This is a genomic window from Streptomyces halobius (assembly GCF_023277745.1).
GTDB lineage: Bacteria > Actinomycetota > Actinomycetes > Streptomycetales > Streptomycetaceae > Streptomyces > Streptomyces halobius.
Window position 1 is genome coordinate 983,160 of sequence record NZ_CP086322.1, and the last position, 12,494, is coordinate 995,653.

A 12,494-nucleotide genomic window follows, 5' to 3' on the forward strand; every position below is an offset into this window, starting at 1 on the left:
CTTTTCAGAAGAGGCTGAGTACCTCGATCACTGCATCGCGGACTCGCCTCCCGCGCCCTGGACTGCGCCTGGCGCAGTCCCGCCGGCGACCCGCAGGTAGAGCCCCAAGGCACAACCAGCAAAGGCCAGGCACAGGAACACCGCGGAGACGGGGTTCGCCAGAGCGCCGAGCGCCTGCGCCGGGACGAGAGCCGCGGCGAGGTTGAAGCCCAGGTGCAGGAGCACGCAGGGCCACAGCACGCGCGTGCGTTCGTAGACCAGGGCCAGGAGCACCGCCAGCGGCAGGGTCGAGGCGAACTGCACGGCGTTGCCGTGCACCAGGCCGAACACCACGGCGGTGACCAGCGTTGAGACGAGGATGCTCACCCGCTTGCGCAGCAACGGGTAGATCAGCCCTCGGAACAGGGCCTCCTCCCCCACGGGAGCCGCGACCAGGGTGAGCAACAGGGTCGCCAGGGCTCCAGCCGCGTGCCTGGTCTGCTTCGAGGCGTCGAAGCCGGCGGATCCGACCGTGACGTAGATCCACAAGGCCAGCGACTGGCCGGCGAGGAAGGCCAGGACCGCGCAGCCGAGGACGGTCCACCCGAAGCGTGGGATCTCCGGCCTCGGCCGCGGCCCCGGCGCATGCGCGAGCCACCGGGGCCGCTGGATCCTCATCGAACCGACCAGGACGACGACGAGCATGCCCAGGACGGCGGTCGCAACGATCGGCTCTCCGATGAGGAGGACTGCGAAGGTGCCGAGGCCGAGGTAGACCGCGACGGCGGCGAACGGCACGAGGACGCACCACCCGATGCCGAGCAGACGCGAGGTGATCGGTGACGTCGTCAAGGTCTCCTCCTCTACGGGGCTCAAGCAGCCGTGGTGATCTGCTCGTTGATGACGGCCTGGACGCGGGTGTCGCCACGGAAGGTGTTCAGCTGCAGCGTCGCCGTGAAGCGCAGCGTCCCGAGCTCGGTGCGGCTGGCGCGCTGCACGAAGCCCCGGAGCACGTCGAACTTCTCCTCGGCGACGTTCCACCACAGGCAGGACAGGCCGGACCGGGTGACCAGACGCAGGTGCTGCGATTCGGATCCGATCCGGTCCACGCGCAGGCCCAGGGGCTCGACCGCGATCTCGACGACCGGAGCGGTGAAACCGTGCCCGAAGGGCTTGAGCCCCTCGGTACGGCGCACCAGCTCGAACAACGGCTGCAGGTCCTCGAGGCCGGCGTCGCAGTCGGCGTCCGGGCCGAGCACGAGATCACCGTTCGGGCCATCGGTGCTGACGGCGAGCAGGGCGACCTGGGTGGCCTCCTGCAGCACGGCGACGAGGTCGCCGAGCTTCTCGGCCTTCGCGACGCGGACGCCGCAGGCCTGCTGGTGCCCGATGGCGCTGAGACCGTCGTGCGGCTCCAGGCTGGTGATGATGTCGAACCACCCCGGCGCGCGACCGGAGCCACTGACGAAATCGTCTGGGCCGGCGGGCCGGTTGACGACGACGACCGGGTGGCCGTTGAGCTCCATCATCCGGTTGGCCAGCAGCCCGTACATGCCCGGGTAGGCGTCCGAGAAATACACCCACGGGGCCAACGGCTGGTCCCCGGTGGTGAGTTCTTCCATGTGTTCGATGACCAGCTGCTTGCGCAGCTCGTTGCTCTCGATCACCTGGTGGGCGACCTTGAGCTTGACGTCAGCACCGGCGGCCGTGAACACCGCGAAGCACGGCTCAAGCGAGGCCCCTGTGCGGCGCGGGCTGTTCATCGCCGGGGCGAGATAGAAGCCGAAGAAGCCCTCGTCGAGGTCGTCGACGTCGCGGATCTTGCCGATCTGCGCGAAGGCCTTGAGCACGATCGCGAAGCCCTCGAAGGCCCGGAGGAAGACCGGGTGGTGCGGCTCGGTGCGCAGCAGCTGCATCAGGATCGACTGCTCGACGTCGATGGCATCGGGATCAGCGTCGAACCCACCCCAGGGATTGGGGATCGTCTTCGGCGCGGCGACGCGCAGCAGGCGGGCAATCGAGATCGCATCACGCACCAGCTGGCGGTTCTCGTACAGCACGGGCATGACGTCGGAGACGGTGCCCAGGCCGGCGAACAGGCGCAGCAGGTGGATCTCCCAGAGCTTCTCGGACCGGTGCACGCGGGTGTAGGCCTCAATCACCTGGTAGAGCACATGGGCACCGCAGATCCCAGTGTGGGCGTAGGTCTCGTCGATCCGGCACGGGTCGACGGTGATGTCCGCGGTCGAGCCCGGCGCGAGCTCCTCGTGGTGATCGGTCACCAGCGTCGTCCAGCCCAGGGCACGCGCGGCGGCGATACCGCGGTGGGAGTTCACCCCCCCATCGCAGGTGAGCAGGACCCGCGTGTCGGGCCACTTCGCGTGGATCTCGGCAATGTCCTCGGGCGTGAGCTCGTGACCGCGGCGGTAGTTGGGCAGGTGCAGCTCGACGTCGAAGCCGAGCTCGGACAGGCCGGCGTAGCCGAGGACACCGGAGGAGATGCCGTCCATGTCGAAGTCGGGGGCGATGGTGATCTTCTTGCCCGTGGTCCGGGCGTCATGAAGGGCCTCGACCATCTCGGCCAGGCCCAGGAGCTCGTCGTGCTCGGTGGACTCGATCTCCTTCAGGTACTGATCCGACCACCCCCTGCGCTGGCACAGCAGCTCGAAGAGGTCGGTGTCCTCGTCGGTGAGCGAATGGTCGTCGACGGTATGGAGTATGGACATGGTGGAGGCCTCTCGATCAGGGTCGTTGATCGGTGGAGAACGAGGTATGTAACACCCCTCATATTGCTGTGATTTTAGCAGTGACATTCGCCCCTTCTGCTCGTTTAGCAGTTCTTCTGAGTCTCATTCGGGTTCTAAATGGCACACTTATCTCGAATGGCCGCGACAGACTTTCCAAGGTCCTTGCGCATCAGTTACTCTCGCTGATATGGCCATTCGAAGCATTGTCGAGTCAGATCTCAGTGGTAAGCCGGATGCGGCTACCGTGACCTTCGGCCTGGGTGACACCTGGTACGAAGTCGACCTCACCGCTGAGGAGCAGAAAGGCCTTGAGGATGCGCTGAAGTCGTACCTGGAGGTCAGCCGGAAAGCCGGGAAGCCGGCACCCAAGAAGCGAGTCGTGCCCGAGACGACTGCCGAGGAGCGCGACAAGATCCGTGAGTGGGCCAAGAAGGAGGGCTATGAGTTCGCGGAACGGGGACGCATCCCGAAGACAGTCATGAAGGCCTATGACGAGGCACACGACATCGATCGGAGCAAGTAGCGCTGAGCCTGGCGTTCGCCTCCCGGCCGACTCCTCCCATCCGTCCTTGAAGGGCCCTGCAGCACACTGCAGGGCCCTTCGTGCGTCTTCAGAACGGCGGCAGCGACGGATGGATCACGGTGGCCGTCACGATCCCCGCGGCTCGCGCGCGAGCCCTGCAGTGGATCGTGCCGTGCGAGAAGTGCTCCGGCGTATGCGGCATGAGCTGCTCCTGGTCTCGCTGCGGGCATCCGGGCTTCCGGCAGAGGTCGAGGAAGGCCGTGCACAGCACCTGAGCCCCGGCCTCGCGGAAGACCTGGGCGGCGTCGACCATCTCCTGGTTGCGCTGGAAGCCGGCCCGCTTCCCATGAGCCGACCAGGCGGCGGGGAAGGTGCGGATCTCGAAGCCGGCGGCCCGCCACAGCAGCTCGGCCATGGCGTCGGCACCCTCGGGGCAATGCCCCGAGATGAGCACCGGCCGGGTGACGTTCTCCGCTCCCCAGTCGCGCCAGGCGTCGTTGAACGCCGAGCGCATGCTCTGCTCGTCGTTCCAGCTGCGGGAACCGGTGACCAGGACGACATGCGAGAACGATTCTGAAATCATTTCAGCAATCATTCGAGTCTCCTCTCCTTGTGACTCGGCGGTCTCCACAGCTGGAGTCGAGAGCTGTGGCCACGATGTCTGGACAGGCGCGGCGGCCTGCATGTCGCTGGCTCATACCGGCCGACTGGTACTGGGCTCGATGACGGCCAGGTCCTTCTCCCGGTGGAGCTCGACGCGGATCTGATCGCCATCACACATCGGCATGAGGTGGACGGTGTACATCCCGTCATCGCTGCGGGAGACGTGCACGGTGACGACGGTGCTGTTCTCGCCGTTGGTGAAGTAGACGTTGCCGATGTCCCCGGCTTCGCCGGAGCGCATCACCTCGGCGACCGCTTCATTGTTCGGTTGCCACAACTTCGGCTCGCAGCGGGCTCCGGTGTCGTAGGGCGAGATTTCGGGCTGGGACTGCGTCATGGTGGCGCCTCTTCGTGGACTCGGGTGCGGGTGGCGACCATCGAGTGCGGACCCCGGTGAGGTCCGTGTGATCTCGATGTTCGACCCAGCTCCCGTGCCAGCTTTGCTGGCTGACGACTCGGAAGATCTTGTTGGCGTGATCTGCTCCCGGATGGATCGCGTGGCGAGCCGTCGCGCGGGTCGTCACTTCCCGCTGAGCCAGGCGCGCAGCGCCAGGCGATCCACCACTGCTGCACCCTTTGCTGCTGTCCATATCTGTGGACAACTGCAGCGGGGCAGTGGTGGGGCTTCCTCTCTCAAGCGCAGCGCTGGGCATAGCCGGAGGGAGCGCCAGCGACCGACGGACCGGCGAGCGAAGCGAGCGGTGGAACCCGTCGGCTATGCCGACTAACACGTCCTCGGAGCGCAGCGGAGAGGACGAGCGAAGCGAGGGTCCGCAGGACACGTGTTATCAGGTTCCCTTATGCCCTTTGCTTCCTTGTCGTCGTCCTCGCTGTTCCACGGCTGGAGCGTTAGCGGAAGCCTGGAACATCAGGGGAAACGGTCCGTACCCTCTGGACCCGTACCCCTCCCCTTCTTCCGCGTAGCGGGGGTACGGGTCTGGCCGTTTCGCCTGGTCATTGCGCCTTTTGGGTGTACTGCTGTTTTGCCGTCCGTGATACGGCCGTACCCCCATGCTGATCCGTCCTCGTGAGGCACGAGCGAGGCGGGGGTACGGGTCTGCTCCTGACGGGGCGCAGCCCCGGTTCATCGCTCTGCTGCCGTCGGCGGCACAGCCTTCGCCGCGCAGCGGATCCGTCCTCTCGCGACACCGTCGCTTCGGCTGTGGATAACGCTCTGCTCCACCGCTTGCTGCGGCGGCGCAGCCGGCCTCGCCCCGTCGCGTTGTGCTGGCTGCACCGACGTGGATTCACCTCGCTCCGGTGCTGCCGCGGCAGCGTGCCAGCACTTTATGCACCGCGTCCGAGGCGGGCGTTCTGCACTGTGTCGACGACGCACGTTCCGGCCCCGGGCTGTGCTTCGTCTCGCGTCTCGCGCTTGCGCGGCGAGCCCGGGGTGGTACCCCGTGGACGCATCGGAAGAAGAGAGGCCCGACCGCTGCGACCAGTTGCCCATCGGGCACAGCGAGCAGCTCCAGCGTCATCGGGCCGTTGTCGTCTTCCTCCAGGGGCTGCTTCTGCAGCAAATGCCTCTGCTCTTCCTCTACCCCACGGGCCTTTGCTGCGGAAGCAAGTCGTTCCTCGCACGCTCGCTGTGTGCGGGGGACTGCTCCCCTTTCGCTCCTTCTCCCTCTGCCTCCCTCTGCGCTCCTCTGCGTGACCATGACGGCCCGATGACGCCCCTGTACCAACCGTCGCACCAGCGCTGTGCCAGCACCGTGCCGACGGCTCACCGGCGGCTGTGCTGATCTCGCTCCGCCGACGTTCCGTGGCTGCGCTGCCGTGCCCGCCGACGGGCTTCGGCAAGGGGTACAGACAGACTTTTCGGCCCCATGAAACAGCAATGAAACAGCGTCTCCCTCGCGTCTCCGAGGTGACTCATCAGTACACGAACGAGACTCGACGGGGACACCGATAAGACGCCGACTGATGCCGGTGTACCTCTTGGAGTTCTGCGCACGTCCTCACGGTGTCTCGTACGCGCCCCGACAGTGCCGCACTGGCGTCGCACACAGAGCCTTCGGAGGACTCACCTGTGCAGGGCTGTCGGTTGGCGCCTCCCAGGAGACACGACCGGGGCACCACAGGGACGCCGTTCGTACTTCGCTGCGCCTCTTCTGGATCAGTGTCGGTACCGCAGGTGTCGCACAGGTGTCCCGGGTGAGCACTTGCCGTGTCACAGGTGGGGCTCATAGGCGCATGATGCCGGCGGCTTGCGCGCGGCCGCCCCAGGCGGGGGCACTGCGGCGTCTCGCAGGTGTCCCTGCCAGCACTCGACAGGGACTTCAATGGTGCCTCACTCGTGTATCAAATGGGACTTGCATAGGACTCGACAGGGACACTAGAGTGGACTCGCATCGATTCGCATTCGAGAGGAAACGCGAAGGGCGGTGCGTCCATATGACAGAACGAGAGACATCCGGCGAACGACCGGATGAAGTGCAGGAGCGAGTGACAGGGCGAGGTGAGTGCAATGGCGAATCAGTCGGGTGAACCTCGCAAGGTCCGCTGGACCGTGCCCGCTGCCGACACCTCGGTGATCGAGTGGCTCAATGAGCAGGCGGACATCTCGCAGTCGATTCGACTGCTCATTCGGGAGTCCATTCAGCGCGACGGGTACATCGACGTCTTCTACAAGCCCGTCGATCAGCTGCCGCGTCGCGGCCGGCCACCGCTGGAGATCACCGAGCAACGCGAGGACGACGAAGCAACAGCCGAGCGCCGTCCGGCCGCCCGGCCGGTTCAGCCGCAGCCGCAGCCCGTGGTCACCGACCAGGCCGACGCCGTCGTCGAGACCGCAGCACCAGCGCCGGTAGCCCAGCCCGAGCCGGTTCCCGCACCGATTGAGACGGCCGAGGAGCCCGCGGCAAGCGCCCCCAGCGCACCGCCGGAGCCGCCGAAGCAGGCATCCATCGACGAAATCATGGCGAGTACTCGGCGCTGAGTGACGCGGTGAATTTCATTTTCCAGGCAGACAACGCAGACACCGAGGGACCGAATTCATGAGCGCCAACAGCAACGACATCATCACTCTCACCGGCGGCATCGACGTCGGCAACGGCTACGTCAAGGGCGTCATCCAGAACACGAAGCAGGGGACTTTCGACGAGCTCGATCTGCCCAGCGCGGTCGTCTCGACCTCTCGCACCTCGCCGAAGGTGCCACTCCCCGACGCGGATGCAGCATCCGTGCTGGCTGGCGACTTCTACAACCAGATTGACTGCTCGCTCACTACTTCCCTGGTGGCGGCGTCCGACCGCCGGATCTTCGGCCGGGCGGCGCTGAGCGTGCGCGGCTCGAAGTTCACCGAGTTCGAGGTGCTGGGCAAGCACTCCAAGGCTGATCAGGAGCTGAGCAAGGTTCTGGTCCTGGGTGTCTTCGCCGCGAAGGCCCTGCGCGACTACGTCCGCGAGAACGGCGCGCTGCCCGATCACGAGCTGCGCGTGCAGGTGCGCGCCGGCCTGGCGCTGCCGATCTCCGAGTTCGTCGCGCGCCGCCACGCCTACGCCGCCGAGTTCATCGGTCTGCTGGGCAGCTCCGACCCCGCGGTGCACCTGGTGACGATCAAGAACTTCAGCACCCCGGTCTCGGTGCGCCTGGAATTCGTCGACGTCCAGGTGATGGCCGAGGGTGCCTCCGCTCAGTTCGCCATCACCGACAAGGGCGAGCCGCTCGCCCAGGCCCTGCTCGATGATCTGCGCGCCCGTGACGCGTCCCTCGTGGAGGGCGTCTCGGCGTCTGACCTGGTGGCGGTGCAGAACACCATCGGCGTCGACGTCGGCGAGGGCACTGTGAACTTCCCGGTCTTCACCGACGGTCGGTTCAACCCTGAGGCGGCTGCCACGCTCGACGAGGGCTATGGCACCGCGCTGATGAACGCCATGGAGCGTATGAGCGAGTCGGACGCCACGCTGCAGTTCTCCTCGCGCAAGCAGCTGGCGGATTTCCTCCACGCGGAGCCGTCGGTGCTGGTGAGGAACCGTCACCAGCGTGCCGCCGGCTTCGTCGAGGATGAGGCCAGCTACCTGGTCGACGAGATCGTCTCCTCCTTTGGTGACGTCCTCTCCCAGGCCGGCGCGACGACTGAGGTCGTCTACGTCTACGGCGGTGGCTCGGGTCCGATCAAGCACCTGCTGCACCCGGCGCTGCTGAAGGCCGCAGGCGACGTGCCCGTGCTCTACCTCGATTCGAGCTATTCGCGGCACCTGAACCGCGAGGGCCTGTACATCGCGGCTCGTCACGTCGAGCAGCAGGCCCTCGCCGCGAAGCCCGCGGGGATGCGCAGTAAGGAGGTGGCCTGATGTGTGAGGCACTGGATGCGGCCTCGAAGGCCGAGGTCGAAGAGATCAGCAGCCGCATCGAGTTGTCGGACGAGATCGCGCTCACGTTCATCCGCGATGGGGCGCTGGTTCTGCTTCGCGAGCAGGCCCGGCGGAAGCTGCTCGGGTCGGATGAGGAGCTTCCGGGCTCCGCCGCAGTCCTCACGGTCGGCTCGAAGAGCAGCCCCGAGCGGGGGCGCATGAGCGGCTACCGCGAGATCGTGAAGTTGCTGGCGGCGAACACCGGCGCGAAGCGGATGAGCGAAGTCTTCGACAACTTCGTCGAGATGGCGGCGCTGGCTCTGCGCAACGCCGTGGATGTCCGCGGGAGCGAGGCCTGGGAAGCGCGCGAAGGGCAGTACCTCCAGATCGCCGGCCGCTACAGCAGAACAGAGCTGGACCGCTTCGTGCACGCCCTGGCGCTGGTGACCACGGAGATGGAGCGCGAGCCCTGCGACGTACTCGGCCGCCTCTACATGGAGTTGGAGCTCGGCAACGAGCGGCTCGGCCAGTACTACACGCCCTACGACATCGCCCAGCTGATGGCCGAGATGCAGATCGACTCGGTGGTCGAGCAGGTGCAGAGGGATGGCTTCGCCAATGTGTATGAACCCAGCTGCGGCGCGGGCGCGTTCATGGTTGCTCTGTCGCAGGCGATGCTCGAGCACGGCCTGAACCCACAGACGCAGCTGCATGTGACGGCAGAGGACATAGCACCGCAGGCCATGCACATGATCTACGTCCAACTGACGCTGCTGCACATCCCCGCGGTGGTGCGCCGTCGCGACGTCCTCACGCTGGAGGCCTTCAAGTCGTGGCCCGCTCCCGCTCATGTCCTGGGCGGTTGGGGCCGGAAGCTCAGGCTGGCCCGGGCGGTCAATGGATCACGGCGGCTGATCATCACTATGCCTCAGGGGACCACCGAAAAACCCACTGATGCTCTGGAGGTGCAGCGATGACGATCACGCAAGAACGAACCGATCTCTCTGACGTCGAGAGCGACGACGCGCCGGCCTGGCGCGCGCACTCGCGATGCATCGGCGAGGACCCCGAGATCTTCTTCAAGGGCGGCGGGTCCACCCTCAAGACGAAGAAGATCTGCGGTGCTTGTCCGGTCCGTCAGGAGTGCCTTGAGCTGGGCCTGGAGCACGACGAGCGCAGGGCTTGTCCTCGATGGTCGACCGGCACGAACACAAGCAGCTGCGCGGACCATCCACGGACGAGGCCCGCATGCGGCTGGAGAAGTTCGGTGACCGCGTCCGCTTCCTCGGCAAGACCCCCAACGACGAGCAGATGAAGAAGCTCATGGCCCGCAACGACCCGCGGATCTATCCCGGCCGCTTCGTCACCTGCACCGACAATCCAGCCCGGCGTCTTTGCCGCCTGCCAGGCGAGGTCAGCAACACACCCAACCCTGGCGGGTGCAAGCCCCTCAGCTGCCGCAACGTCGCCCTGACCATCGCCAACATCCAAGCCTGGCACGACCGCCTGGACGACATCGACACACGGCTCAAGGCCGCCGACGTGCTAGCCCCCAGAGCCCGAGCCCGCCTCGAAGAAGAACGCGAGGACATCCTCGCCTTCCTCACCCGCGCCGACGCCTCGGAACCGGCAGGAACACCGGCATGAGGAAGCACACGCTCACCGACGAGGCCGTCCACGAAGCCGTCGCAGAACTGCTGGCCCAGGCCGCAGAGACAGGCAAGGCAGCCACTGTCACCGCTCTCGCCGACCGGCTCGGCATCAAGCGCCAGACGCTCTACCGGGACTTCGGCAACGTCGTCGCCGACTTTCTGACCCGCGACGCCGAACGCCGCACTCGCCCACTGCGTCCTCCCAAGGACGACGCGAACGACCGCAAGACCATTGCCCGGCTCCGTCGGGAGAAGGACGAACTCACCCGGCACGTCCACGCCTACGAGGACTACATCCGCTTGCTGACCATTGAAAATGCCCGACTGGCCAGCGAACTCGAACGAGTCAGCGGAGTGACCCGGCTGAGCCGGTTCAGAACGTCCGAAGATCAGTAGGGAGCGGCTGCCCTGATGTCAGAGGCCACTTTCTCAAGGTTCACCAGCAGGAACTCGAATCGCCGCTGGCGTTTCAAGGTGTTCGGAGCCAGCGCGAACATACCCGTCACGGCGCCCAAGGGCGCTCTGGGCCACCTCCAAGGTGCTGCCGGCGGGGTGGAGGCGGTCGCCACCGTCCTGACTTTGAACCACCGGTTGATCCCGCCGACGATCGGCTGCGACAACCCGGACGACGGCATTGACCTCGACATCGTCGCCGGCGCACCGCGGCCCCTGCCAGAGAGGGGGGATCTGGTGCTGAGCAACTCCTACGGATTCGGCGGCCACAATGCCGTCCTCGCCTTCCGCCGCTACACCGAGACGCACAACCAGGCCGACTGAGCCTTACCACGGCTTCCCTCGCACGGGCCGCTGCCTGGACACCGGGGTGTCTCCTCCGCCACCACCTGAAGGAAAAGACGCGATCTCCACCAGCATCAATGAAGCTCTCCTCTCTTACCGCATGCAAGAGGGGCTGTCCGCTGCGCAGGTCGCCCAGGCCGCGGGAATCTCTGAACTTCGTTACACCATGCTGGAATCGAGCCGCGGTTGGCCAGGAAGTCGCGCACTCTCCGCCGTTCTCGACGCATTGAATATCCCGAAGGACCAACGCTCTTGTTTCGCTTTCCCGGGAACCCCTCTGTCCGACGGTGAGCGTGCCCTCCTGCACCAGAAGCCCTATCCCGCGCTCGTCGTCGACCACACCTGGCGCGTGGTGGACTGCAACCGGTTCTTCGCCGACCAACTGCCGGAATGCGCCGCTCCCGGGTCGAGCCTGCTGCGATGGGTCTTGCTCCAGGAGGAGGCCCGGCATCGCCTGGCGAACTGGGAGGACGCCGCAGCCGCCTACGCCACTGCACTGCGAGACGCGCTGACCGCCGACCCCGACGCCCCAGAACTGCAGTCTCTTCGGGCGGGCCTTCCCTCAGGGCTGTGGGAGACGGCCTGCCCTGATGCCGGCCAACCCGACGGACAGTGTCTCGTCTGGCGCACGGCCCAGGGGCCCTACGTCATCTGGGAATGCGTGCTCATGGTCCCCGCCAGCCGACCAGATCCGCTCACCGTGGACTTCATCCCCCAAACCCTGACACGCCGCTCCACCCCAGAGCCCACCGCCGCGCTACAACAACCGGCTTCCACCGGTGACGAAGCACTCCTGGCCGGCATCGCCCGGTGCGGTGCCTGCAACCTCAACCTCACCACCAACGTTGATCACTACCAGTGCCCTGACAACTGCGTGACGATCGGGATGGAGCTTCTGGAAAGTCGCGTCGCTCAAGCCCTCATCGACCGCGTCTTCACTGCCGAATCCCTGCGCAAACTCCACCTCGCACAGGAAATCCTGCTCGCCGAAGGCGGCGAGATCCACCAGCCCTTTCCTGTCTCACCACGCCACGCCCGCCACCAGTGGGACCACGACCTACCCGCAGAGATCCAACGCGCTTTCGTCACCCACTCCGTGGAACGTGTACTCGTTACCACCGAGACTGACGGTGAACCATCCACCACCATCTCGTGGAAGGAATAGACCCCGTCTTCAGCGGTCAGGCGTTGAGGTCCAGGATGCGGACCGGCTCACCGTCCCATCGCTTCGGTGCGGTGGTGGCAACGATCGCGCCGTCGGGGCGCTCGGGAGTGGGCTGCGCGGCGTACTGGCAGTGGGCCGCGGCCCACGTGTCCCGCTGCGCCACGGCCAGGGCGGCGGGCAGGTCCAGGTCCAGGACGGTGATGCCGGGCAGGGCTGCCAGGTGCTCGGCCGTGCCAGGCCGTCCGCGATCGGCTTCCACCAGTGCGCAGGAGGGCGCATACAGGTACCAGTCCGCCTCGGCATGGGCTCGGTGGATGAGACGGGAGGCGAGGACGTTGCCCTGGCCGGCCGCAGCCATCGCGGTCTCGTCCAAGACGATGTGCATGGCGTCGCTCACCGGCCGGTCACCTGCGCCAGACGCCGGTCGAGTTCACTGTCCAGGTCCTGTTCCTCTGCCGTGGTCGGGGCATAACCGTTCCACTTCTCCAGCACGATGCGGGCCTTCTCCGCGCGCTCGGCACGCTCGGCCGGCGTAAGCAGCGTCTCGGCCAGGCGGGCCAGGTAAGCGCGCAGCGACAGGCCCTCGGCGGCCGCAATCGCAGCGAGCCGCTCCTTGGCCTCCTCAGGGAGGCGGATATTGGCATCGGACATCGTCAGGCTCCTTCCCAT

The 12,494-nt window shown here is 66.4% G+C and carries 13 protein-coding genes and 2 pseudogenes; 9 read left to right on the forward strand and 6 right to left on the reverse strand.

From position 1 onward, the window contains the following. Positions 1-27: 27 nt before the first annotated feature. Together K9S39_RS04680 and K9S39_RS04685 are read right to left on the reverse strand one after the other, a co-directional pair. The gene (locus K9S39_RS04680; RefSeq protein ID WP_248862088.1) at positions 28-831 is read right to left on the reverse strand and encodes a CPBP family intramembrane glutamic endopeptidase; all 804 of its coding nucleotides are present in this window, start codon (positions 829-831) and stop codon (positions 28-30) included. 20 nt (positions 832-851) lie between these two features. Further along, a complete protein-coding gene (locus K9S39_RS04685; RefSeq protein ID WP_248862090.1) occupies positions 852-2,705 on the reverse strand; it encodes a DHH family phosphoesterase in 1,854 nt (617 codons plus the stop codon). Between the two features lie 208 nt (positions 2,706-2,913). On the opposite strand from K9S39_RS04685, the gene K9S39_RS04690 reads away from it, so the two are divergent. Further along, complete coding sequence (locus tag K9S39_RS04690) at positions 2,914-3,249, forward strand: histone-like nucleoid-structuring protein Lsr2 (RefSeq protein WP_248862092.1); 336 nt, start codon at positions 2,914-2,916, stop codon at positions 3,247-3,249. Positions 3,250-3,337: 88 nt separating this feature from the next. Here K9S39_RS04690 and K9S39_RS04695 read toward each other — a convergent pair whose 3' ends face one another. Together K9S39_RS04695 and K9S39_RS04700 are read right to left on the reverse strand one after the other, a co-directional pair. After that, positions 3,338-3,832 (reverse strand): SLOG family protein, encoded by a 495-nt coding sequence (locus K9S39_RS04695; protein WP_248862093.1) that lies wholly within the window; start codon positions 3,830-3,832, stop codon positions 3,338-3,340. 111 nt (positions 3,833-3,943) lie between these two features. Then, positions 3,944-4,249 (reverse strand): hypothetical protein, encoded by a 306-nt coding sequence (locus K9S39_RS04700; protein WP_248862094.1) that lies wholly within the window; start codon positions 4,247-4,249, stop codon positions 3,944-3,946. Between the two features lie 2,133 nt (positions 4,250-6,382). Here K9S39_RS04700 and K9S39_RS04705 point away from each other — a divergent pair. From K9S39_RS04705 to K9S39_RS04740, 8 genes and pseudogenes are all read left to right on the forward strand, one after another. Continuing rightward, complete coding sequence (locus K9S39_RS04705; protein WP_248862096.1) at positions 6,383-6,853, forward strand: hypothetical protein; 471 nt, start codon at positions 6,383-6,385, stop codon at positions 6,851-6,853. Between the two features lie 58 nt (positions 6,854-6,911). Then, positions 6,912-8,210, forward strand: a complete 1,299-nt coding sequence (locus K9S39_RS04710; RefSeq protein WP_248862098.1) for a ParM/StbA family protein — start codon at positions 6,912-6,914, stop codon at positions 8,208-8,210. Then, the gene (locus tag K9S39_RS04715; RefSeq protein ID WP_248862100.1) at positions 8,210-9,187 is read left to right on the forward strand and encodes an N-6 DNA methylase; all 978 of its coding nucleotides are present in this window, start codon (positions 8,210-8,212) and stop codon (positions 9,185-9,187) included. Before K9S39_RS04710 ends, K9S39_RS04715 begins: the two co-directional genes overlap by 1 nt. Continuing rightward, a pseudogene (locus tag K9S39_RS41975) lies at positions 9,184-9,375 on the forward strand (WhiB family transcriptional regulator); the annotation flags it as partial. The gene K9S39_RS04715 and the pseudogene K9S39_RS41975, both read left to right, overlap by 4 nt. Before the next feature lie 17 nt (positions 9,376-9,392). Continuing rightward, a complete protein-coding gene (locus K9S39_RS04725; RefSeq protein ID WP_248869223.1) occupies positions 9,393-9,857 on the forward strand; it encodes a hypothetical protein in 465 nt (154 codons plus the stop codon). Continuing rightward, positions 9,854-10,258 carry a helix-turn-helix domain-containing protein gene (locus tag K9S39_RS04730; protein ID WP_248862102.1) on the forward strand — a complete coding sequence of 135 codons (405 nt, stop codon included), beginning with the start codon at positions 9,854-9,856 and terminating at the stop codon, positions 10,256-10,258. The genes K9S39_RS04725 and K9S39_RS04730 overlap by 4 nt, the downstream gene beginning before the upstream one ends. 87 nt (positions 10,259-10,345) lie before the next feature. Beyond that, positions 10,346-10,639, forward strand: a pseudogene (locus tag K9S39_RS04735) (3-oxoacyl-ACP synthase); the annotation flags it as partial. 46 nt (positions 10,640-10,685) lie between these two features. After that, on the forward strand, positions 10,686-11,825 hold the full coding sequence (locus K9S39_RS04740) for an MmyB family transcriptional regulator (protein WP_248862104.1): 1,140 nt from the start codon (positions 10,686-10,688) through the stop codon (positions 11,823-11,825). 16 nt (positions 11,826-11,841) lie between these two features. Here K9S39_RS04740 and K9S39_RS04745 read toward each other — a convergent pair whose 3' ends face one another. Continuing rightward, positions 11,842-12,210 carry a PIN domain-containing protein gene (locus tag K9S39_RS04745; protein WP_406708121.1) on the reverse strand — a complete coding sequence of 123 codons (369 nt, stop codon included), beginning with the start codon at positions 12,208-12,210 and terminating at the stop codon, positions 11,842-11,844. An 8-nt stretch (positions 12,211-12,218) separates the two neighbouring features. Further along, on the reverse strand, positions 12,219-12,476 hold the full coding sequence (locus tag K9S39_RS04750; protein WP_248862107.1) for a hypothetical protein: 258 nt from the start codon (positions 12,474-12,476) through the stop codon (positions 12,219-12,221). Positions 12,477-12,494: the final 18 nt, after the last annotated feature.

Bases quoted from the DNA above. Each gene is read 5' to 3' on its own strand.
- K9S39_RS04710 (WP_248862098.1), top strand. From the start codon at position 6,912: ATGAGCGCCAACAGCAACGACATCATCACTCTCACCGGCGGCATCGAC.
- K9S39_RS04730 (WP_248862102.1), top strand. From the start codon at position 9,854: ATGAGGAAGCACACGCTCACCGACGAGGCCGTCCACGAAGCCGTCGCA.
- K9S39_RS04715 (WP_248862100.1), top strand. From the start codon at position 8,210: ATGTGTGAGGCACTGGATGCGGCCTCGAAGGCCGAGGTCGAAGAGATC.
- K9S39_RS04705 (WP_248862096.1), top strand. From the start codon at position 6,383: ATGGCGAATCAGTCGGGTGAACCTCGCAAGGTCCGCTGGACCGTGCCC.
- K9S39_RS04685 (WP_248862090.1), bottom strand. From the start codon at position 2,705: ATGTCCATACTCCATACCGTCGACGACCATTCGCTCACCGACGAGGAC.
- K9S39_RS04695 (WP_248862093.1), bottom strand. From the start codon at position 3,832: ATGATTTCAGAATCGTTCTCGCATGTCGTCCTGGTCACCGGTTCCCGC.
- K9S39_RS04750 (WP_248862107.1), bottom strand. From the start codon at position 12,476: ATGTCCGATGCCAATATCCGCCTCCCTGAGGAGGCCAAGGAGCGGCTC.
- K9S39_RS04745 (WP_406708121.1), bottom strand. From the start codon at position 12,210: ATGCACATCGTCTTGGACGAGACCGCGATGGCTGCGGCCGGCCAGGGC.
- K9S39_RS04700 (WP_248862094.1), bottom strand. From the start codon at position 4,249: ATGACGCAGTCCCAGCCCGAAATCTCGCCCTACGACACCGGAGCCCGC.
- K9S39_RS04690 (WP_248862092.1), top strand. From the start codon at position 2,914: ATGGCCATTCGAAGCATTGTCGAGTCAGATCTCAGTGGTAAGCCGGAT.